The following is a 23,664-nucleotide window of genomic DNA, read 5'->3' on the forward strand; positions in this document are numbered from 1 at the left end:
ATGACAGAAAATTTCTTAATTGTAACTCAAAAAATTAATTGTAAAAATGAAATTTTAGAGCTTACAAATCAACGTGTTATTTTTTGGGAATCACAAAATAGTTTAATTCTAAGTGATTTACATATAGGCAAATCTGCTCATTTTCAAAAAAGTGGAATACCTATTCCTTCAAATATTTTAACTACAGATTTAAATAGATTAGCAAAGTTAATTCATCATTTTAAAGCAAATCAACTGATTATTGTGGGTGATTTATTTCATGCAGAATATAATAAAGATCTAGATGAATTTAAGTCTTGGTTAACACAGTTTAATAATCTAAATATTAAATTAATAAAAGGCAATCATGATCGACTATCAGATAAGGTTTATAAACAATTTAATATTCAGGTTTTCAACAAAAAATACACAGAAAATCTATTAAAATTTGTTCATGATTTTGATAAGATTGAAGAGGAGTACTTCGTAATTTCTGGACATACACATCCTGGAGTTTTTATAAAAGGTAAAGGGAAACAACGTATAAAATTACCATGTTATCAAGTAACAAAACAACAATTAATATTACCAGCTTTTAGTTTATTTACAGGCCTAAATACTAAAAATGCACCTGAAAATTGTAAAAATTATTGTTTCACAAATGATGGTATTTTCGAAGTTTAATTTTTCATTAAAAAAGCTTTTAAATCTTCATAAGTAGAAGCCTTAATTGCGACTTTTTCTTTGTGTATTACTTTTTGAATTTGTGGTGGTATTTCTACTTTTACAGGTAAAGTTTCTTCTACTATATCTAAAAATTTAACAGGATGTGCAGTTTCTAAAAACACACCATATTCATTTTCTTTTAAACCATATTTTTCAAGACCTAAATAACCTACAGCTCCATGAGGATCTGAAATGTATTCAGATTTTTTATAAATATTTTGCATGGTTTCTTTAGTTTTTTCATCTGTAAAACTAAAAGAAGAAAAATTATTTTTTAATAAAGTTATATCGTTATTAAATAGTTCTTGAATTCTTATAAAGTTACTAGGGTTACCAACATCCATAGCATTAGAAATTGTTGCTTTAGATGGTTTTGGACTGTAAATACCATTTAGCATATAATTTGGTACTGTATCATTTACATTAGTGGCAGCAATAAAATGTTTTATGGTTAAGCCTAACTTTTGAGCCATAATACCTGCACATATATTCCCAAAATTTCCACTAGGTACAGAAAAAACGATCTCTTTTTGATGTTTTTTTAATTGTTTGTAAGCAAAGAAAAAGTAAAACATTTGAGGTAACCAACGTGCTACATTTATAGAATTTGCAGAGGTAAGCGTTTTGGTAATTTCTTTATCTAAAAAAGCAGTTTTTACCATTTCTTGGCAATCATCAAAAACACCATCAACTTCTAGGGCTGTAATGTTTTGTCCTAAAGTGGTGAGTTGTTTTTCTTGAATATCACTTACTTTTCCTGAAGGATATAAAATTACTACTTTTACTCCTTTTGCACCTAAAAAGCCATTAGCTACTGCACCACCAGTATCACCAGATGTGGCTACTAAAACAGTGACTTCATCATCATTATCTTTATTAAAAAACTCTAAACATTTAGCCATAAATTTTGCACCTACATCTTTAAAAGCCATGGTTGGTCCATGAAATAACTCTAATGTGCCAATATTTTTATTTATTGGAACAACAGGGAAGTCAAAAGAAACAGTTTCTGCAATGATTTCTTTTAATTTATTTTCAGGAATTTCATCACCTACAAATTGCTTAATCGCTTCAAATGCAATTTCATAATTAGAATAGTTTTCTATGTTTTTTATAAAATCTTTAGAAAGTGGAGTTATGTTTTCTGGAAAATACAAGCCTCTATCTTGAGCAATTCCGTTTATAACTGCATTTTTAAATGTTGTTTTTGGTGATTTATGATGTAAACTATAATAGTTCATTTTTTATTGATTTGTCTTTGCGAGTAAAACGAAGCATCTTTTTATTTAATTAGAGATTACTTCAGTCATTCTTCCTTCGTAAAGACGGTTAATTAATTATTTTAATTCCTTCTTTATTTACTTTAGAAGTATACATTTCGAAATCTATATTTTTATTTCTATAACTTTTTTCAATTGCATTGTATACTTGTTCAGTAATTTCATCTCCTTTACAAAGAGCAAAAATTGTTGGTCCAGAACCAGAAATTCCAGCACCTAAAGCACCTGCTTTTATAGCAGCACTTTTTACTTCATCAAAAAAAGGAATTAATTTTTTACGATGAGGTTCTACAATTACGTCTTTTAAAGAGTTACTAATAAGTTCGTAATTATTAGAGTACAACCCACTAATTAAACCACCTACATTTGCCCATTGTGTAACAGCATCTTTTAATGCAATTTCTTTAGGTAAAACGTTTCTTGCATCTTCAGTTCTAACTTCAATTTGTGGATGAATAGCTACCAATCTTAACTCATTAGGTACAGGTAATTTTACAACTTCTAAAGGTTGGTAACTTCTAATTAATACAAAACCACCATAAATAGCTGCTGCAACATTATCTGCAATTTGAGAACGACAAGCAACTTCTTCACCAAACATGGCAAATTTGGTTAGTTCTAAATTTGAGTAAGGTTTACCTAATAGCTGATTAGCCCCAAAAGCGGCACCAGCAGAACTTGCAGCAGAACTTCCCAAACCACTTCCAGGAAAATAGCCTTTATGCATAGTAAGTTGTATGCCAAAATCTGCTTTTGCATCTAATAACATTTTTTTTACAACTGCACTTGCTGCATTTTTATCTACATCATAAGTTAGTTCTGCACCTGTAATATTTGTTATTTCAACTCCTTTTTGTGGTGTTTTTACAAAGGTCATTTCATCACCAATTTCGTCTACAGCTAATCCTAAAGAATCAAAACCACAAGAAACATTGGCAATTGTAGCTGGTGAAAATATTTTTAAATAGTCCATATTTTTGGTTTATTGTTGTTAGTTTATGGTTTTTGGTGATTTGTAACTGGCAACCAATAACCACCAACCCTTAACTAATTATTGATTTGCTATTCTAATTACATCTGCAAAAATACCTGAAGCTGTAACTTCTGCACCTGCACCTGCACCTTTTATAATTAAAGGATTTTCTGGATATCTGTCTGTATAAAATAATACAATATTATCACTACCTTCTAGATTGTAAAAAGGATGTTCTGCTTCAATTTGTTGTAAACCTACACTTGCAATACCATCTGTAAATTCAGCAACATATTTTAAACGACAATCTTTGTCATCTGCTTGTTGATATATTTTTTGAAAATGATTTTCGTATTTAATTAATGATTCGTAAAAATCTTTATTATTCTTTGTTTGTAGAGCTTCATCAGGTAAAAATGCATTATTTTCTATATCTGATAATTCTAATTGATAACCACTTTCTCTAGCTAAAATTAAGATTTTTCTAGCAACATCTATCCCACTTAAATCAATTTTTGGATCTGGTTCTGTATAACCTTCTTCTTGAGCTTGTTTTACCACGTCATGAAAAGTTGAGTCTTCATCATAATTATTAAATACAAAATTTAAACTACCAGATAAAACAGCTTGAATTTTATGAACTCTATCTCCAGAATTTATTAAATTTTTTAAGGTATCTATAATTGGTAAACCTGCACCAACATTAGTTTCAAATAAAAACGAGGCATTATATTTTTTAGATAAGTTTTTTAAATTTTTATAATTATCAAACTCAGAAGCACATGCAATTTTATTACAAGTAACAACAGAAATACTTTCTCTTAAGTATTTACTGTATACTTTAGAAACACTTTCGTTTGCTGTGTTATCTATAAAAACACTATTTCTTTGATTACATTTTTTTACTTTAGTATAAAATTTTTCAAGACTAGTAGGTTCTCCTTTCTCTAATAATTCTTTCCAGTTTTTTAGGTTGATTCCAGAATTTTCAAAAACCATTTTTCTAGAATTCGAAATTCCAATGACTCTAATATTTAATTTTAAATTTTCTTTTAAATATTTTTTTTGTTGTTCAAGTTGAGCTAAAAATCGTTCGCCAACATTACCAACTCCTGTTACAAATAAATTAAGTTGTTTTACTTTTTCTTCAAAAAACTGTTCATGTAAAGTGTTTAAAGCTTTTTTGGCATCAATTTTATTAATAACAGCAGAGATGTTTTTTTCTGAAGAACCTTGAGCAATAGCTCTTACATTAACATTATTTCTACCTAAAGCACTAAACATTTGTCCACTTAAACCTTGGTAGTTTTTCATACTTTCACCAACTACAGCAATAATGGCTAAATCATTTTCTAGAATAACAGGTTTTATTTTTTTTCTTTCTATTTCTCTTTGAAATGTTTCGTCTAAAAGATGTTTTGCTTTTGTTGCATCTGCATCATAAATACCAACACAAATAGAGTGTTCAGATGAAGCCTGAGTAATAAATACTACATTAATTTTAGCTAAAGAAAGTGTTTCAAATAATCGTTTAGAAAAACCAGGAATTCCAATCATTCCTCCACCTTCTAAAGTAATTAAACTAATGTCTTCTATATGAGAAATTCCTTTTACTTCATGTCCATTTTTAGGATTTTTAGAAATTAAAGTACCTTCAATTTCAGCTTCAAAAGTATTTTTAATTCGAATAGGAATATCTTTTCTTAATGCAGGCTGTATGGTTGGGGGATACAAAACTTTTGCGCCAAAATGAGATAGCTCCATAGCTTCTTCGTAAGAAATTTCTGGTATAGCAAAAGCTTGCTTTACAACTCTTGGATTTGCAGTAAACATACCACTAACATCAGTCCAAATCTGTAATTCATCAGCATCTAAAGCAGCAGCATAAATAGCTGCAGAAAAGTCTGATCCTCCTCTGCCTAAGGTTGTTGTTTCACCCTCTATATTCGATGAAATAAAGCCACCTAAAAGAGTAATTTGATGTTTATTTTTAGAAAAAAATGATGAAATATTTTTGTTGGTCACTTTAAAATTAACCTGAGCATTTAAATAATCATTATTTGTAATAATTAAATCTCTACTTTCTTGATGAATGGCATCTAAATTCTCTTTAGCTGCATTTGCAATAATAACCGATGATAATCTTTCTCCAAAACTAGATACTTTAGCTAGAGTTTTATCAGATAATTCTTGTAATAAAAAAATTCCTTCATAAATAGAAGCAAGTCTATCAAACAAATACTTAACTTCTTCATGTGTCTTTTTTTTGTGATTTAAGATTAAATCATCTATAACTGTAAAATGTAACTCACTTAATTTTTCTAAAATTTCTATGGCAGATGTAATGTCATCTAGAGCTTTGTTAGCACCTAGTAACAGATTATCTGTGGTTTTACCAAATGCAGATACTATTACAGCTATTTTACTATTTTTTGATGTGTTAGATATGATATCTAATACTTGTTTTATGTTTTTTGAATTGGCTACTGATGAACCTCCGAATTTTAATACTTTCATTTTTTTAATGATAAATATTGATACTTTTTATAAATGTTTTTTGTTGATGATAACAACAAAATATAACCTGAAATAATATGAATAGAAATAACCCCTAAAGGGTTGTAGTAGTTGTAAAAGTGCGAGAATTTGTTATTTGCATAACAAATTTTACATTTAAAGTAGTTGCTGTATTTTTATTAAGAAACTTCACGCTTCAAAAATAGAAGGTTTATTTAAATAACAATTAAAACTTACTGTTTTTTTTGTAAAATATTTAAATTAATATGAAATTCTTAAAAATTTACTTATCAAAATATGAATAATAAGTTATTTACTAATTTGATTTGATTTTTCTTTAATTACCTGTGCAATGGTTTTATTTTGAATTTTACTTTCTAACCAAGATAAAATATCCAAATATAAAAAAGCTCTTTTTTCATAAGGATGATCTTCATACTTCTTTAATTTAGCGTGAATTTTTTTGAATTCATTTTTAATTTCATGAGGATAAACATCACTTAAATCTCTAATAGAAGTTAAGAAAACCTTTTGTACTTCTTGAAGATTCTGCATTTTTAATAAGAATTTATAAGTATCTAAAAATTGTCTTTCTAAATCGTAATCTAAACCACACTCATAATGTGCTATAAGATTTAAAACTCTAGCAAAACACTGTAAATCTTCTGCAGAACCAAGGTTTTTAGATTTTATAATTTTTTGTAAATAAGCAATACAAAGCTCATTTTTACCCATACCAAAATACAAACAAGCAATTTTATAATATAGCATTACAACGTAATGATTATCTAACCTATTTTTATAAATCTCAATTTTCTGATTTATAATATCTACAAGATATTCTCCTTTGGCAAAACTAGCTTCTAAAAAGTGTAAATGCAGTTTGTTAGCATATAAATACTGAAAAATTAAGATATCTGTATTTGTATTTGTAGGTATAATTTTTTCATCTACATCTTTTTCAAAAAGCCTTAATTCTTCTTTAAAATTATCTACCTTTTTTACAAAAAAACAAGCCTCTAATAAGTAATTAATACCTTTTAAATAAAATACAGGATGTAGCGTAATAAATTTTTTGTTTCCTTTAAATAAATCTACCCATTGATTGGCATATTTATAACTATGTAGAAAATCTTGAGTTAAAAAGCTGAACCACAAATGAGATTTATACAACCATAATTTTTCACGAAAGCCAAATTTTTCGAAATCATATTTTGGAAGTTTACTGTAAAAATAACTATTAATAAACTCTAATTCTTCGTTATTTTTTACATACCCATTTTGTAATAAATAGCTGTATAGTTGTAAAGATAAATTAGACAATTTGCTAGCTACCACATTTTGTTGACTAAGCTCTTTTGCTTGTATAGAAAGCTGGTCTGCTCTATTGCTTAAGCTTCTTGTTATGTATTGTGTTTCAATTACTTTTTCTAACTCAACAATTTCATAAGCAATATTTTTTTCTTCATTTTCTAAAGCTAAATTTTTAGCTTTTTCTAATAATTTTAAGCTTTGTTTGTACAATCCTTTTTGATATAAAACTGTTGCAAAGTCTAATTGTTCTCTAATTTGAATTCTTATATTTTTATGAGCAGGATTTAAACGTAAACTAATTAGAATCTGTTTATATAAATGTGCTTTAAGGTTAGAGAGTTGTTGTTTAGTAACTATTCCACTTTTAATAATTACTTTTTCATCATAGACTTTTAGTTTTTCTAAAAACTTAAATAAAGAGAAAAATTTAGCATCAATATTTCCTCCTAACCTACCAACATATAAGTTAAATTGTCTCTTTTCAGATTTAGTTAATGATTTAATTAACACAAAAAGAGCATCATTTTGATTATTGGCTGATGTAATAGATTTAGGCATAAAATACTGATAAATAATATATTAACATTTTGTCTCTCTTTGTAGAAATCGTATAAAACTCCAAAAATAACTAATTATTTTTTTCCTCTTAAATATATTTGATTAGTTAATAAGAAAAACTAATACAAACATGCAAGATAACAAGGTACATATTTTTGATACTACATTAAGAGATGGAGAGCAAGTTCCTGGTTGTAAATTAGATACAAAACAGAAATTAGTTATTGCAGAAAGATTAGATGTTTTAGGTGTAAACGTTATTGAAGCTGGTTTTCCTGTTTCTAGTCCTGGTGATTTTATTTCAGTTTCAGAAATTGCAAAAATTGTAAAAAATGCAACAGTTTGTGGTTTAACTAGAGCAGTAGAAAATGATATTAAAGTTGCTGCAGATGCATTAAAACATGCAAAATATCCAAGAATACATACAGGCATAGGCACTAGTGATTCTCATATAAAGTTTAAGTTTAATTCTACAAGAGAAAAAGTAATTGAAAGAGCAGTAAAAGCGGTTTCTTACGCAAAATCTTTTGTTGAAGACGTTGAGTTTTATGCAGAAGATGCAGGTAGAACAGACAATGAATATTTGGCCAGAGTTTGTGAAGAAGTAATTAAAGCTGGGGCTACAGTTTTAAATATTCCAGATACAACAGGATATTGCTTACCAGAAGAATATGGAGCAAAAATGAAATATTTACGAGAAAATGTAAAAGGTATCGAAAATGTAATTCTTTCTTGTCACTGTCATAACGATTTAGGAATGGCAACAGCTAACTCAATTGCAGGGGTTATTAATGGTGCTCGTCAAATAGAATGTACAATTAATGGAATTGGAGAAAGAGCTGGTAATACTGCTTTAGAAGAAGTAGTAATGGTTTTAAAACAACATCCATATTTAAATTTAGAAACAAGTATCAATACAAAACTTTTATATGATACAAGTTTAATGGTTCGTGATAAAATGGGAATGCCTGTACAACCAAATAAAGCTATTGTTGGTGCAAATGCTTTTGCTCATAGTTCTGGAATTCATCAAGATGGAGTGATAAAAAATAGAGAAACCTATGAAATTATGGATCCTGAAGATGTTGGAGTTACAGAAAGTGCTATTGTATTAACCGCCAGAAGTGGTAGAGCAGCATTAGCTTACAGAGCTAAAAAAATTGGTTATGAATTAACTAAGATTCAATTAGATGAGGCTTATACATCATTCTTAAATATAGCTGATAAACAAAAAGAAGTAAAAGATGAAGATATTCACAACATCATAAAAATTGTGAATCAAAATTCAAAAGTAGAAGTAGTTTAATTTTTTAAGATAATAATGAAGTTTACTATTGCAATTATTCCTGGAGATGGAATTGGACCTGAAGTTACAAGTCAAGCAAAAAAAGCATTAGATGCAGTTGCAGAGGCTTATGACCATATTTTTTTATATAAAGAAGCGCAAATTGGTGCAACAGCAATAGAAGCAACAGGTAGTCCATTACCAAAAGAAACTATTGAAATTTGCAAAAATGCAGATGCCATTTTATTTGGTGCTGTTGGTAATGAATATTATGATAATAATCCAAGTGCAAAAGTTAGACCAGAGCAAGGCCTTCTAAGATTAAGGCAAGAATTAGACTTGTTTTGTAAAATTAAGCCTGTAAAGGCATATGATAATTTAATTTATAATTCGCCTTTAAAAAGAGATGTTATTAAAGGGACAGATTTTGTAATTTTTAGAGAATTAACAGGAGGCATTTATTTTGGTGATAAAGAAATAAGTAAAGACGAAAAGTCTGCTTATGATAAAAGTTTTTATACAATTGATCAAATAAAAAGAGTAGCTCATTTAGCTTTTAAAGCTGCACAAAGAAGAAGAAATAAAATAACATTAGTAGATAAAGCAAATGTTTTAGCAACTTCACGTTTATGGAGAAAAACAATCATTGAAATCGCTAAAGAGTATCCTAATGTAGATGTTGAGTTTATGTTTATAGATAATGCAGCCATGAAAATGATTTTGAACCCAAAACAATTTGATGTCATACTTACAGAAAATCTTTTTGGAGATATAATTTCAGATGAAGCTAGTGCAATTGCAGGTTCTATAGGTTTATTAGCTTCTTCTTCTATTGGAGAAAAAAACGCATTATTTGAACCAATTCATGGTTCTTTTCCAAAGGCAAAAGGTAAAGATATTGCAAACCCTTTAGCTTCAATTTTATCTGCAGCAATGTTATTAAAACACTTAGGTTTAGATGAAGAAGCAGATGCTATAGAAAGAGCTGTAGAGAAATCAATTGCATTAGGTATAACTACAAAAGACATAAAACGTAAAACACAAACATCTACATCAACATCTAAAGTAGGTGATTTTATTGCTGATTATATTACAAATCAAGATGATAGTAATATGAACTTTAGAAATATTCACATGGGGCAAAGTACCATCATATAATTGAAAAGATGAAAAATATAGTTTTAAATATTTGTGTAATTGTCTTTGTCATTTCATTAAAGATTTGATAAGGAAACTCTATTAATATTTAAAATTAGAACCTTCCTTAAAAAGAAGGTTTTTTTATGAAATATAAAAAGAAGTGAATGTCATAATAATTAAGAGTTAAGATATTGTAATACAGTATTTTATATAATTTTTTTAACATCTGAAATTAAAGATGACATTAAATTTTATTTAATAAAAAACAAGAAATAAAATAATTTTGATAACTAAACTAAGAAATCATTAAATGAATCTTAACAAACATAGCAAAAGATTAACACAAGATGAATCTCAACCAGCTTCACAGGCCATGTTGTATGCTGTAGGTTTATCTGAAGAAGATATGAGCAAAGCTCAAATAGGTATTGCAAGCACAGGTTATGATGGTAATCCATGCAATATGCACTTAAACAGATTGAAAGATGAGGTTAAAGTAGAGTGTAAAATTGCTGATATGGTTGGATTAGGATTTAATACTATTGGAGTTTCTGATGGGATTTCTATGGGAACTTCTGGAATGAATTATTCTTTAGTTTCTAGAGATATTATTGCAGATTCTATAGAAACAGTTATGAATGCCCAAAGTTATGATGGCTTAATTGCTATTGTAGGCTGTGATAAAAATATGCCAGGAGCTGTAATATCTATGTTGCGTTTAAATCGACCTTCAATAATGATGTATGGAGGAACCATTGCATCTGGTAATTACAAGGGAAGAAAACTTAATATTGTTTCTGCATTTGAGGCTTTAGGACAAAAAGTAGCTGGCGAAATTGATGAGGATGAATACAAAGAAATTATTAAAAGTGCAATCCCTGGAGCAGGAGCATGTGGAGGAATGTATACTGCAAATACAATGGCATCAGCCATAGAATGTATGGGGTTTGCATTACCATATAACTCATCAATTCCTGCTGAAAACCCTAATAAATTATCGGAATCAGAAAGACATGCAAGAGCTATAAAAAATCTACTGGAAAAAGATTTAAAACCGTTAGATATCATCAGTAAAAAATCAATAGAAAATGCAATTGCTTTAGTAAATGCATTAGGAGGTTCTACAAATGCTGTATTACACTTTTTAGCCATTGCACATGCAGCAGATATCGATATTACATTAGAAGATTTCCAAAGAGTTTCAGATAGAACGCCTTTAATTGCTGATTTAAAACCATCAGGTAAATATTTAATGGAAGATGTGCATGGTATTGGTGGTACACCAGCAATAATGAAATATTTATTAGATAATGGATATTTACATGGCGATTGTTTAACTGTAACAGGTAAAACTTTAGCTGAAAATTTAGCTAATGTAGAAGCTATGGAGTTCCAAGAACAAGACGTTATTTTTCCAACAGATAAAGCCTTAAAATCTTCTGGAAATATTCAGATATTATATGGAAATCTTGCAGAAGAAGGAGCTGTTGCAAAAATATCTGGAAATGAAGGTTTATTGTTTGAAGGTAAGGCTGTTGTTTATGATGGAGAGCAAGCAGCAAACACTGGTATTTCTAATGGTGAAGTTGCAAAAGGTGACGTAGTCGTCATTAGATATGTAGGTCCAAAAGGAGGGCCAGGAATGCCAGAAATGTTAAAGCCAACATCTTTAATTATGGGAGCTGGTTTAGGAAAATCAGTGGCATTAATTACAGATGGCCGTTTTTCTGGAGGTACTCATGGTTTTGTGGTTGGTCATATTACACCAGAAGCACAATCAGGAGGTGCAATTGGGCTTATTGAAACAGGAGATAAAATTAGAATTAGCGCAGAAGATAATTCTATAAATGTCTTAATTTCTGATGAAGAATTGTCTAAAAGAAAGGCTAAATGGAAAGCTCCAGAGCCAAAACACAAAAAAGGAATTTTATACAAATATGCAAAATATGTAGCATCTGCCTCTAAAGGATGTGTTACTGATTTATAATTAAAATATATGGAAACACAAACCATAAAATCAACTCAAAAATCTACCAAGAAAAAAGAACGTATTTCAGGTAGTGAGGCAATTGTAAGATGTTTAATAGAAGAAGGTGTAGATATTCTTTATGGATATCCAGGAGGTGCAATTATGCCAGTTTATGATGAGTTATATAAATATCAAGACAAAATACATCATGTTTTAACACGTCATGAACAAGGTGCAACACATGCAGCTCAGGGTTATGCTAGAATATCAGGTAAAGTTGGGGTAGCTATGGCTACATCTGGACCAGGAGCAACCAATTTAATTACTGGTATAGCAGATGCACAAATAGATTCGACACCAATGGTTTGTATAACAGGCCAAGTATCTTCTCATTTATTAGGTTCAGATGCATTTCAAGAAACAGATATAGTGGGTATTTCAACTCCGGTTACAAAATGGAACTGTCAAGTAACAAAAGCAGAAGATATTCCTTCTGTAATAGCAAAAGCATTTTATATTGCTAAAAGTGGAAGACCAGGTCCTGTTTTGGTTGACATTACTAAAGATGCACAATTTAATGAGTTTGATTTTTCTTATGAAAAATGTACACAAGTAAGAAGTTATAATCCTATTCCATTAACAGATATTATAGATGTAGAAGCTGCAGCAAAACTCATAAATACAGCAAAAAAGCCACTAATTGTTTGGGGGCAAGGTGTTATTCTAGGTAAAGCAGAAGAACAATTAAAAGCTGTTGTAGAAAAAGCAGGAATCCCAGCTGCTTGGACAATTTTAGGAGCTTCAGCAATTCCAACTTCTCATCCTTTAAATGTTGGTATGGTGGGTATGCATGGAAATTATGCACCAAATATGCTAACAAATGAATGTGATGTTTTAATCGCTATTGGTATGCGTTTTGACGATCGTGTTACTGGAAGTTTAGATACCTATGCAAAACAAGCAAAAGTAATTCACTTTGAAATTGATCCTGCAGAAATTGATAAAAATGTAAAAACAGATGTAGCTGTTTTAGGTGATGCAAAAACGAGTTTAGAGTTGTTATTACCATTATTAGATAAAAATTCGCACAAAGAATGGCATCAGCAATTTAAAGATTTGTATCAAATAGAATTTGATAAGGTTATTAAAAACGATTTATACCCAACAAAAGAAGGATTAACCATGGCTGAGGTGTTAAAAGAAATAAACATACAAAGCGAAGGTAAAGCTGCAATAGTAAGTGATGTAGGTCAGCATCAAATGATTGCTTGTAGATATGCAGATTTTAATGTTTCTAAAAGCAATATTACCTCTGGAGGTTTAGGAACTATGGGCTTTGGCTTACCTGCAGCAATAGGTGCTAAAATGGCTGCTCCAGAACGTGAAGTAGTTTCTATTTCTGGTGATGGGGGTTATCAAATGACCATTCAAGAATTAGGTACAATTTTTCAGCAAAAAGCAGCTGTGAAAATAGTTGTGTTAAATAATGATTTCTTAGGTATGGTTCGTCAATGGCAACAATTATTTTTCGATAAAAGATATGCTTCAACAGAAATGATAAATCCTGATTTTGTTAAAATTGCTGAAGGATATTATATAAAAGCAAGAAAAGTAACAAAACGTGAAGAATTAGCTGAAGCTGTAGAAGAAATGATGAAAAGTAAAGAAGCTTATTTCTTAGAAGTTTGTGTAGAAAAAGAAGATAACGTTTTTCCAATGATTCCCTCTGGAGCAAGTGTTTCAGACATTAGATTAGAATAAAATGAGCATAGAAGATAAACAACTGTTTACAGTATCTGTATATACTGAAAACAATATAGGTTTGTTGAATAGAATTTCAGCAATTTTTCAAAGAAGACATATTAATATTGAGAGTTTAAACACTTCTCCATCAGAAATAGAAGGCGTATCTAAGTTTACGATTGTTGTTAATATAACAGAAGTAAACATGAAAAAAATTATAGGGCAAATAGAAAAGCAAGTAGAAGTCATAAAAGCCTATTACCATAAACTTGATGAAATTATTTATCAAATAGCAGGTTTATTTAAAATCAAGTCTGAATTATTGTTCGAAGAGCGCCAAATTCAAAATATCATAAAAGAAAGCAATGCTAGAATTGTAACTGTTAATAAAGAGTTTTTTGTTTTAGAAAAATCAGGTAAAAAAGAAGAAATTGTAACACTTTATAATCAATTAAGTCCTTTTGGCATTATGCAGTATACAAGATCAGGGCTTATAGCAGTTACTAAAGAAGAAATGAAAATATCATCGCTTTTAGAAGCAATCAAAAACAACTAAATAAACAACAATGTCAAATTATTTTAACACATTAACATTAAGAGAAAAATTAGAACAATTAGGGCAATGCAGATTTATGGAAGCTTCAGAATTTGAAGACGGAGTAAATGCATTAAAAGGGAAGAAAATTGTTATTGTGGGCTGTGGAGCACAAGGATTAAACCAAGGTTTAAATATGAGAGATTCTGGATTAGATATCTCTTATACTTTAAGAAAAACAGCAATAGAACAGAAAAGAGAATCTTTTGTTAATGCCACTTCTAATGGATTTACTGTTGGTACTTACGAAGAATTACTACCAACAGCAGATTTGGTAATTAATTTAACACCAGATAAACAACATACTAATGTAGTAAATGCAGTGATGCCTTTACTAAAAAAAGGAGCTACTTTAAGTTATTCTCATGGATTCAATATTGTAGAAGAAGGAATGCAAATTCGAGAAGATTTAACTGTAATTATGGTTGCTCCAAAATGTCCAGGATCTGAGGTTCGTGAGGAATATAAAAGAGGTTTTGGTGTGCCAACATTAATAGCTGTTCATCCCAATAACGACCCAGAAGATAAAGGTTGGGCTCAAGCAAAAGCTTATGCAGTTGCAACAGGTGGTCATAGAGCAGGTGTTTTAGCTTCTTCATTTGTAGCTGAGGTGAAGTCAGATTTAATGGGAGAACAAACCATTTTATGTGGTTTGTTACAAACTGGTGCAATTTTATCTTTTGATAAAATGGTAGAAGAAGGCATAGATGCTGGTTATGCTGCAAAATTAATTCAGTATGGTTGGGAAACAGTTACTGAAGCTTTAAAGCATGGAGGAATCACAAATATGATGGATAGATTATCTAATCCTGCTAAAATTGAAGCTTTTAGACTTTCTGAAGAATTAAAAGATATTATGCGTCCATTATTTCAAAAGCATATGGATGATATTATGACTGGTCATTTCTCTAAAACAATGATGGAAGATTGGGCTAATGATGATGTAAACTTATTAAAATGGAGAGCAGCAACTGGCGAAACTGCTTTTGAAAAACAACATATTACAACTGACGAAATTTCTGAACAAGAGTATTTTGATCATGGAACTTTATTAGTTGCTTTTGTAAGAGCAGGTGTAGAATTGGCTTTTGAAGCAATGACAGAATCTGGTATTATTGATGCTTCTGCCTATTATGAATCTTTACACGAAACACCATTAATAGCTAATACTATTGCACGTAAAAAATTATTCGAAATGAATCGTGTTATTTCTGATACTGCAGAATATGGTTGTTATTTATTTGATCATGCTTGTAAACCTTTATTAGCAGATTTTATGAAAACAGTTTCTACAAACGTAATTGGTAAGCCTTTTAGTTCAGAAAATGGAGTAGATAACCAAGAATTAATAAAAGTAAATCAGATTATTAGAAATCATCCTGTAGAAAAAGTAGGAGCAACTTTAAGAGCTTCTATGACAGCTATGAAAGTTATAAAAACTTCATAGAAATTTAAAAATTCTAAAATTTATAAAACCTGTCAGAATTTAAATTTTTGACAGGTTTTATAGTTTTGACTCTCAAAAAATTAACTTAGAAAACGAAATTGTTTTCGTTAATAGTAGTAGAATTATAAGGGCTTTTGATACCTTTTTAGTTAATTTTGAGTCTAATAAATTCAATTATGAACTAATTGAAAAACTAAAAAATATGGAAACTACATTTAAAGAAATTCCAAAAAAGCATCAAATCTCAGAATTAACTATACAAAACACTTATTTAGTTGATGGTGAGTTAAAGAAGTGGAGTGGAGAAATGGCGGATGTTTATTCTACAATTTCATCAACAGAAAAATATAAACCAACTTTATTAGGTAAAGTACCTAACTTATCAGAAAATGAAGCATTAGAAGCATTAAACTCTGCTTACAAAGCTTATGATAAAGGTCAAGGATTATGGCCAACAATGAGAGTTGTAGATAGAATTGAATGTATGGAAGAATTTGCAGAGCAAATGAAAACCAAACGTGATGAAGTTGTTAAATTATTAATGTGGGAAATAGGAAAATCTTTAGCAGATTCTGAGAAAGAGTTTGATAGAACAGTAGAATACATTTATGATACTATAGAAGATTATAAGAAAATGGATAGAAACTTTGCTAAGTTTGAAAAGCATAGTGGAGTTCATGCTCATATAAGACGTGGTCCTTTAGGAGTTGTATTATGTTTAGGGCCTTATAATTACCCTTTGAATGAAACATTTGCTTTGTTAATTCCAGCTTTAATTATGGGAAATACAGCAGTGTTTAAACCAGCAAAACATGGTGTTTTATTACTTACTCCTCTTTTAGAAGCATTTCAAAATTCTTTTCCAGAAGGTGTAGTTAATATCATTTATGGAAGAGGTAGAGTATTGGCTACTCCTATAATGAAAACTGGTAAAGTAGATGTTTTAGCATTAATAGGAAATAGTAAATCTGCAAATGCAATTCAAGCAAATCATCCATATAAAAACAGATTACGTTTAGTGTTAGGTTTAGAAGCTAAAAACCCAGGAATTGTTTTACCAGATGCAGATCTAGATTTAGCGATTGATGAGTGTATTACAGGTTCTACTTCTTTTAATGGACAACGTTGTACAGCTTTAAAAGTGCTATATGTACATGAACATATAGTTGATAAATTTAACAAACGTTTTGCTGAAAGAGTAGATGCTTTAAAATATGGTAATCCATGGGAAGAAGGTGTTAAATTAACTCCTTTACCTGAGCCAGGCAAACCTGCTTACATACAAGAATTAATAGATGATGCCTTAGAAAAAGGAGCAAAAATTATTAATAAAAAAGGAGGTGAGACTTCAGAAAACTATATTTATCCTGCTGTTTTATATCCTGTTTCTAAAGATATGAGGGTTTATGAAGAAGAACAATTTGGTCCTGTTATACCTATAGTATCTTTTAAAAACATTCAAGAGCCTTTAGATGATATGGCTGACTCTAATTATGGGCAACAAGTAAGTGTATTTGGAAGTGATACCAGAACTTTAGCTCCTTTAATAGATACACTTGTAAATTTAGTTTGTAGAGTAAATTTAAATAGTGCTGCTCAAAGAGGGCCAGATGTATATCCATTTACAGGAAGAAAAGACTCTGCAGTTTCTACTTTAAGTGTTCATGATGCATTACGTTCTTTTTCTATAAGAACTTTTGTTGCATCTAAAGATACAGCATATAACAATGCTATTTTACAAGAATTGTTAGATAAAAAAGCATCTAATTTTATAAGTACCGATTATATTTTGTAATTATAATTAATCATATTTATGAGCCTCTTTTTAAGAGGCTTTTTTTATTGGAATGATGTTTGATAATAGTTCATAATTAATCAAGCTAAATGAAAAAACTTTTTTTGATTTTATGTATTGTTCTTCAAACTAAATCTTTTTCTCAAGATAAACCAGGAAGAGTCTTTTTTACTGGAAATATAAATTTTGTTTTGGGTGTTAATGAAAATTATACCCTTTTTCAACAAGATGATGATGAGTCTCTAATTATACCAACAGCAATTTTTGCGAGAATAGGTTTTGGTTATGAGTTTAAAAAAAGAGTTGCAATAAGTTTTAATTCAGGTTATGATTACCATTGGAATTATGCTGTTAGTGCGATTCCTGCTTTTGGTAGTTTACAATTTAACTTATGGAGAAATGGAGATGATGTTTTTTTTATAGATACTAGTTATGGTAAAATGTTTAGAATGTCTAAAAACTATGCAGATGGTAATTATTATGGTCTTGGTTTAGGTTATCAAATAGATGGAGAAAATAGATGGAATACAGTAATTCGTTTTGATTTACATAGAAAAGGTATTATAGGATTTAAGAACAATAGGCTAGACAGTTTTTCTATTGGTATAGGATTCTCATTTTTCTAAGCCATATTTTATAAAAAGAAAAACCTCGCAATTTGCGAGGTTTTTTATTTAAGCTTTCTGTTTTCAGAAATAATATGTTGAATTATCCTAAAGTAACTCTTTTAAATCCAGTTACTTCAACAGTACCATAAGTCTTTACATATTCTGCAACATTTTTCTTATCATCCTTAATAAAAGTTTGATCTAATAAACATTGTTCTTTATCTAAAGTAGTATTGTCAGAGATAAATCTTTCCATTTTACCTGGTAAAATTCTATCCCAGATTTTTTCTGGTTTACCTTCAGCAGCTAACTCAGCTTTTGCAGCCTCTTCAGCTTCAGCTAAAACTTCATCAGATAATTGAGACATAGAGATGTATTTTGGTACATTTTTTAATGTTTTACCTAATCTACCTAATTCTATGTTCTCTTTTTCGATTTCTGCAATTCTAGCTTCAGTTTCAGAAGCAACAAATGCAGGATCAAAATCTTTATAAGATAAAGTTGTTGCACCCATAGAAGCAACTTGCATAGCTATATCTTTAGCTAAAGTTTCAGCATTATCTACAGCTGCAGATAAACCTACTAAAGCAGCAATTTTACCAATGTGAGTGTAAGCACCAACATAAGCAGCTTCAATTTTTTCGAAAGCTGTAATGTCTAACTTTTCACCAATAACACCAGTTTGTTCAACTAATTTGTCAGCAACAGTCATACCACCAAAATCAGCAGCTAAGAAAGATTCTTTACTGTCATGATTTAATGCGATATCTGCAAACTCACCAGCTAAAGCTACAAATTTTTCGTTTTTACCAACAAAGTCAGTTTCACAAGCTAATACAATTGCAACACCTTCTGTGTTTGCATCGTTAATTCTTGTTACTGCAACACCTTCTGTAGATTCTCTATCAGCTCTTTTTGCAGCGATTTTTTGACCTTTTTTACGTAAAATATCAATTGCTTTATCGAAATCACCTTCTGCTTCTACTAATGCCTTTTTACAGTCCATCATTCCAGCTCCAGTAGCGTCTCTTAATTTTTTTACGTCAGCAGCACTAATTTTTGCCATTTTTAATCTTTTTTTTAGAAATTTATGTTTCTATTTATTAAAATTATTTTTTCTCTTCTGTTGCAACTTCTTTTGCTTCAGCCTTTGGAGCTTCCTTTTTAGGAGCTTCTTTAGCTTCTTTTGCTTTGTCTTTATCAGCTTTTCTTTCTGATAAACCTTCTGCTATAGCATCAGTTACAAAACCTAAAACTTTATCAATAGATTTAGAAGCATCATCATTTGCTGGTATAACATAATCTACCTGTCTTGGGTCAGAGTTTGTATCTACCATTGCAAAGATTGGGATATTTAATTTTTGAGCTTCTGCTACTGCAATGTGCTCTTTCTTAATATCGATTACAAATAATGCACCAGGTAAACGAGTCATATCAGATATAGAACCTAAGTTCTTTTCTAATTTTTCTCTTTGACGATTAATTTGTAATTTTTCTCTTTTAGATAAAGCGTCAAAAGATCCGTCTGTCTTCATTCTATCGATAGAAGCCATTTTTTTAACAGCTTTTCTAATAGTAACAAAGTTAGTTAACATACCACCTGGCCATCTTTCTGTAATGTAAGGCATGTTTACAGCTTTTGCTTTATCTGCAACTATATCTTTTGCTTGTTTTTTTGTAGCAACAAATAAAATTTTACGACCAGAATTTGCAATCTTCTTTAAAGCTGCAGAAGTCTCTTCTATTTTTGCTGCTGTTTTATACAAATCAATGATGTGTACACCATTTCTTTCTGTATAAATATAAGGAGCCATGTTAGGATCCCACTTTCTAGTTAAGTGTCCAAAGTGTACACCACTATCTAATAATTCTTGAATGTTAATGTTTGCCATTTTAAAATGTGTTTACTTTCTGTTTTTGAAATCAATGATTAAGTAGTCTTTTGGAGTCTTAACCATTTAGATACTAAACTGTTATTAATATTTGATAACAGTCTCTTAATGTAAATAGTTGCTGAATTTCTTTCAGCAAATAATTAACGTTTAGAGAACTGGAATTTCTTACGTGCTTTCTTCTGACCGAATTTCTTACGCTCAACCATTCTTGGATCACGAGTTAATAATCCTTCTGGCTTAAGTACAGCTTTGTGTTCTTCATTAATAGAAACTAATGCTCTAGTAATTGCTAAACGAATTGCTTCAGCTTGTCCTGTAACACCACCTCCGTAAACATTAACTTTAATATCGTAAGACGTTAAGTTTTCTGTTAACATTAAAGGTTGTTGAACTTTATATTGTAAAGTACCTGTTGTAAAGTAGTCTTTATAATCTTTTTTGTTTACTGTAATATTACCTTTTCCTTCAGAAAGATAAATACGTGCTACAGCAGTTTTTCTTCTACCTATTTTGTGAACTGTATCCATTATTTATAATCGTTAAGGTTAATAGCTTTAGGTTCTTGACCTGCTTGTTTGTGCTCTGAACCTGCATATACATACAAGTTTCTGTATAAAGCGCTACCTAATTTGTTTTTTGGTAACATTCCTTTTACTGCTTTTTCGATTAATCTTGTAGGATCTTTATCGAACATTTCTGTTGCAGTTAACGATCTTTGACCTCCTGGATATCCTGTGTGTCTGATGTAAGATTTATCAGTCCATTTTTTACCTGTAAGGTTAATTTTCTCTGCGTTGATAATAACCACGTTATCTCCACAATCTACGTGAGGAGTATAGTTTGGCTTGTATTTACCTCTAATTAGCTTAGCTACTTTAGAAGCTAGACGACCCAACGTTTGCCCGTCTGCATCAACTAAAACCCACTCCTTATTTACTGTAGAAGCGTTTGCTGATACTGTTTTGTAACTTAATGTGTTCATAATTACACTTTTAGTCTTTGTTCTTTGTTAATAATTTATTTTTTCCTTAAAAAAGGAGTGCAAATGTACCGCTTTTTATTTGATTGACAAATAGCGTTTTAAAATATTATCTATAAAGGTATATGATGTTCTTATATCTAAGAATTATTAACAAAAACTTAAGAAATTAGAAACTTACTTTTGCATTGCATTTTTAGAAATAATGTTTTCATTGTATTTACAGAGCAAACTAACCCAACAAAATGAAATTTTTTCGATATTTTTTCACATTAATTTTTTTACTCTCTTTTAAATTATTTTCTCAAGAAAATAAGATCTCTAAAAGAATTTATACTACAAAAAAACTAGTAAAGAAGCCTGTAATTGATGGATTTATTAATGATGAAGCTTGGAATGTAGTAGAATGGTCATCAGATTTTACTCAAAAAGACCCAGATGAAGGTAAGCCACCAACATATCAAACAAAATTTAAAGTAATGTATGATGCTAAATATCTTTACGTTGCTATTAGAGCTTTTGATGATGAACCAGAAAAAATAGAAAGACGTTTAAGTAGAAGAGATGGTTTTCAAGGAGATAGAGTAAATGTAATTATTGATAGTTATCATGATAAAAGAACAGCTTTTGTTTTTACTACAACTGCAGCTGGCGTGAAAGGAGAAGAATTTGCTTCTCAAAATGGAGAAAACTGGGATGATAGTTGGAACCCAATTTGGTATACAAATGCCAAAATAGATGATAAAGGTTGGACTGCTGAAATGAAAATTCCTTTTAGTCAATTACGATTTGGAAAAGCAGAAGAACAAATTTGGGGTTTTAATATAAACAGAACTATTTTTAGGTTACAAGAACGTTCTTTATGGCAAAGGATTCCAAACGACCAAGCAGGCTTTATAAGTGAAGCAGGTGAATTACATGGGTTAAAAAATTTAATTTCCCAAAAACAATTAGAAATTCAGCCTTTTACAGTTTTACAATATGATAAATATCCACCAGAAGCAGGTAATCCATTTAGAACTGGTAAAGACTTTAGAGCAAATTTTGGATTAGATGCTAAAATTGGAATAACAAATGATTTAACATTAGACTTAACTGTTAATCCAGATTTTGGTCAAGTTGAAGCAGATCCAGGAGCAATTGCTTTAGATGGATTTCAAATTTTCTTTAGAGAACAAAGACCATTTTTTGTTGAAAATAGCAATATTTTTGATTATCAATTTGCTAATGGTAGTGATAATGTTTTTTATAGTAGAAGAATAGGTAGAAATCCTCATAGAAGTGCAAATTTAGCTAATGGAGAATTTTCAGATGAACCTCAAAACTCAAGAATTTTAGGTGCAGCAAAATTTTCAGGTAAAACTAGAGATGGTTGGTCTATTGGAATTTTGGAAAGTGTGACAGGAAATGAATACGCAGAAATTAGACAAACAGATGGTAGCTCTAGAGAAGAAATTGTAGAACCTCTTACCAATTATTTTGTTACTCGAGTCCAAAAAGATTTTAACGAAAGAAATTCTTTTGTAGGTGGAATTTTCACAGCTACAAATAGACATTTAAACGGAGATTTTAATGAATTACACAAGGCTGCTTATACAGGAGGATTAGACTTTCAACATAATTGGAAAAATAGAGAATACTATATAGATGGTAACATGATTTTTAGTCATGTTTTAGGAAGTAAAGAAGCTATTACAGCTACACAACAAACGTTACGTCATAATTTTCAAAGAACAGATGCAACACATGTTTCTGTAGATACAGACAGAACATCATTAACAGGAACAGGAGGTAGATTTGAATTTGGAAAAGTTGGTGGTGAAAAATGGAGATATAGTACTGGAGTAATTTGGAGATCTCCAGAATTAGAATTGAATGATGTTGGTTTTTTAAGAAGAACAGATCAAATTTTACAATTTTTAAATGTTGATTATTTGTGGCTAGTTCCAACAGATACTTACAGAAATATGGCTATAAATGCAGAGCAGTTATCTGAATATGATTTTCAAGGAAATGTAAATAGATTACGTTACGAATTAGCAGGTAATATCAATTGGATTAAAAATGAAAGAACAAGATTAGGTATAGGTGCAAACTTTTCTAGATTTGACAACTTTTTCTTAAGAGGAGGCCCAAGATGGAGGTCTGCAAATTCTAGGTATATTTTTACTTCATTTAATTCTGATAATGGAAAAAAGTTTGCCTTTAGTTTTGGGTATACTAATGTTCATTCAGACGAAGATGTTTTTAGTAGAAACAGATTTAGAATAGGTTTTTCTTATCAGCCTTTTGATGCTCTTAATATCTCTTTAAACAATGAGTTAGAAATTACTAAAGATCGTTCACAATATGTAACAACAACCTCTTTTGGAAATGATAGCAGGTATATTTTAGGAACAATAAATAACGACGAACTAAGTACAACATTACGTTTTACTTATAGTTTAAATCCAAATTTATCAATTCAGTTTTATGGACAGCCTTTTATCTCAAGAGGAAGATTCTCTGACTTTAAATTTGTAAATATAGCTGCTGCAGATAAATTTACAGATAGAGTTAATATTTACAGTCAAAATCAAATTACAAATCAAAATAACATTTATAATATAGATGAAGATTTAGATGGTAATTTAGATTATACTTTCGAAAATCCAGATTTTTCTTTTGTACAATTACAAACAAATTTAGTTATGAGATGGGAATATATACCTGGCTCAGAATTATTTTTAGTTTGGTCTAGAGGTTCTGTAGGTAGTGCAGATGTAGATGATGATTTAATAGATAGCGTTTCTGACCAGGTGTTTAGAGCACCAGCAAATGACACCTTTTTATTAAAATTTACTTACAGATTTAGAAGGTAG

The 23,664-nt window shown here is 29.9% G+C and carries 18 protein-coding genes; 10 read left to right on the forward strand and 8 right to left on the reverse strand.

All coding sequences use genetic code 11. From position 1 onward, the window contains the following. Positions 1 to 663 carry a ligase-associated DNA damage response endonuclease PdeM gene (gene pdeM / locus ACFOWD_RS04340; protein ID WP_377408422.1) on the forward strand — a complete coding sequence of 221 codons (663 nt, stop codon included), beginning with the start codon at positions 1 to 3 and terminating at the stop codon, positions 661 to 663. Here the strand turns inward: pdeM and thrC are convergent. The 4 genes from thrC to ACFOWD_RS04360 all read right to left on the reverse strand — a co-directional run bounded on the left by thrC (position 660) and on the right by ACFOWD_RS04360 (position 7,347). Beyond that, positions 660 to 1,946 (reverse strand): threonine synthase, encoded by a 1,287-nt coding sequence (gene thrC, locus ACFOWD_RS04345; protein WP_377408424.1) that lies wholly within the window; start codon positions 1,944 to 1,946, stop codon positions 660 to 662. The two genes, pdeM and thrC, sit on opposite strands and share 4 nt — an antisense overlap. Positions 1,947 to 2,034: 88 nt before the next feature. Beyond that, a complete protein-coding gene (locus ACFOWD_RS04350; protein ID WP_377408426.1) occupies positions 2,035 to 2,958 on the reverse strand; it encodes a homoserine kinase in 924 nt (307 codons plus the stop codon). A 78-nt stretch (positions 2,959 to 3,036) separates the two neighbouring features. After that, complete coding sequence (gene thrA, locus ACFOWD_RS04355) at positions 3,037 to 5,475, reverse strand: bifunctional aspartate kinase/homoserine dehydrogenase I (RefSeq protein ID WP_377408428.1); 2,439 nt, start codon at positions 5,473 to 5,475, stop codon at positions 3,037 to 3,039. A 309-nt stretch (positions 5,476 to 5,784) separates the two neighbouring features. Then, on the reverse strand, positions 5,785 to 7,347 hold the full coding sequence (locus ACFOWD_RS04360) for a hypothetical protein (protein ID WP_377408430.1): 1,563 nt from the start codon (positions 7,345 to 7,347) through the stop codon (positions 5,785 to 5,787). Positions 7,348 to 7,477: 130 nt separating this feature from the next. On the opposite strand from ACFOWD_RS04360, the gene ACFOWD_RS04365 reads away from it, so the two are divergent. The 8 genes from ACFOWD_RS04365 (at position 7,478) to ACFOWD_RS04400 (ending at position 17,947) form a co-directional block, all read left to right on the forward strand. Next, positions 7,478 to 8,653, forward strand: coding sequence for a 2-isopropylmalate synthase (locus ACFOWD_RS04365; RefSeq protein WP_377408432.1), 1,176 nt, complete (start codon positions 7,478 to 7,480; stop codon positions 8,651 to 8,653). 15 nt (positions 8,654 to 8,668) lie between these two features. After that, on the forward strand, positions 8,669 to 9,790 hold the full coding sequence (gene leuB / locus ACFOWD_RS04370) for a 3-isopropylmalate dehydrogenase (protein WP_377408434.1): 1,122 nt from the start codon (positions 8,669 to 8,671) through the stop codon (positions 9,788 to 9,790). Between the two features lie 292 nt (positions 9,791 to 10,082). Further along, positions 10,083 to 11,759, forward strand: a complete 1,677-nt coding sequence (gene ilvD, locus ACFOWD_RS04375) for a dihydroxy-acid dehydratase (protein WP_377408435.1) — start codon at positions 10,083 to 10,085, stop codon at positions 11,757 to 11,759. 9 nt (positions 11,760 to 11,768) lie between these two features. After that, positions 11,769 to 13,502, forward strand: coding sequence for a biosynthetic-type acetolactate synthase large subunit (gene ilvB, locus ACFOWD_RS04380; RefSeq protein WP_377408437.1), 1,734 nt, complete (start codon positions 11,769 to 11,771; stop codon positions 13,500 to 13,502). A gap of 1 nt (position 13,503) precedes the next feature. Beyond that, positions 13,504 to 14,040 carry an acetolactate synthase small subunit gene (ilvN, locus tag ACFOWD_RS04385; protein WP_298991003.1) on the forward strand — a complete coding sequence of 179 codons (537 nt, stop codon included), beginning with the start codon at positions 13,504 to 13,506 and terminating at the stop codon, positions 14,038 to 14,040. Between the two features lie 10 nt (positions 14,041 to 14,050). Next, positions 14,051 to 15,526: a ketol-acid reductoisomerase gene (ilvC, locus tag ACFOWD_RS04390; RefSeq protein WP_377408439.1), complete on the forward strand. Its 1,476-nt coding sequence runs from the start codon at positions 14,051 to 14,053 to the stop codon at positions 15,524 to 15,526. Between the two features lie 202 nt (positions 15,527 to 15,728). After that, positions 15,729 to 17,321: an NADP-dependent glyceraldehyde-3-phosphate dehydrogenase gene (locus tag ACFOWD_RS04395; protein ID WP_377408441.1), complete on the forward strand. Its 1,593-nt coding sequence runs from the start codon at positions 15,729 to 15,731 to the stop codon at positions 17,319 to 17,321. An 89-nt stretch (positions 17,322 to 17,410) separates the two neighbouring features. Then, positions 17,411 to 17,947: a hypothetical protein gene (locus ACFOWD_RS04400; RefSeq protein WP_377408442.1), complete on the forward strand. Its 537-nt coding sequence runs from the start codon at positions 17,411 to 17,413 to the stop codon at positions 17,945 to 17,947. An 82-nt stretch (positions 17,948 to 18,029) separates the two neighbouring features. Here ACFOWD_RS04400 and tsf read toward each other — a convergent pair whose 3' ends face one another. From tsf to rplM, 4 genes are all read right to left on the reverse strand, one after another. After that, a complete protein-coding gene (gene tsf / locus ACFOWD_RS04405) occupies positions 18,030 to 18,995 on the reverse strand; it encodes a translation elongation factor Ts (protein WP_377408444.1) in 966 nt (321 codons plus the stop codon). A 43-nt stretch (positions 18,996 to 19,038) separates the two neighbouring features. Beyond that, entirely contained in the window at positions 19,039 to 19,821 is a 783-nt protein-coding gene (rpsB, locus tag ACFOWD_RS04410) for a 30S ribosomal protein S2 (RefSeq protein ID WP_298991017.1), read from the reverse strand. A 143-nt stretch (positions 19,822 to 19,964) separates the two neighbouring features. Continuing rightward, positions 19,965 to 20,351 carry a 30S ribosomal protein S9 gene (gene rpsI, locus ACFOWD_RS04415; RefSeq protein WP_288956483.1) on the reverse strand — a complete coding sequence of 129 codons (387 nt, stop codon included), beginning with the start codon at positions 20,349 to 20,351 and terminating at the stop codon, positions 19,965 to 19,967. Next, positions 20,351 to 20,806: a 50S ribosomal protein L13 gene (rplM, locus tag ACFOWD_RS04420; RefSeq protein ID WP_288956484.1), complete on the reverse strand. Its 456-nt coding sequence runs from the start codon at positions 20,804 to 20,806 to the stop codon at positions 20,351 to 20,353. Before rplM ends, rpsI begins: the two co-directional genes overlap by 1 nt. Before the next feature lie 242 nt (positions 20,807 to 21,048). Here rplM and ACFOWD_RS04425 point away from each other — a divergent pair, with 242 nt between their 5' ends. Further along, entirely contained in the window at positions 21,049 to 23,664 is a 2,616-nt protein-coding gene (locus tag ACFOWD_RS04425) for a DUF5916 domain-containing protein (RefSeq protein ID WP_377408447.1), read from the forward strand.

Source organism: Polaribacter marinivivus (assembly GCF_042651285.1).
Classification (GTDB): domain Bacteria; phylum Bacteroidota; class Bacteroidia; order Flavobacteriales; family Flavobacteriaceae; genus Polaribacter; species Polaribacter marinivivus.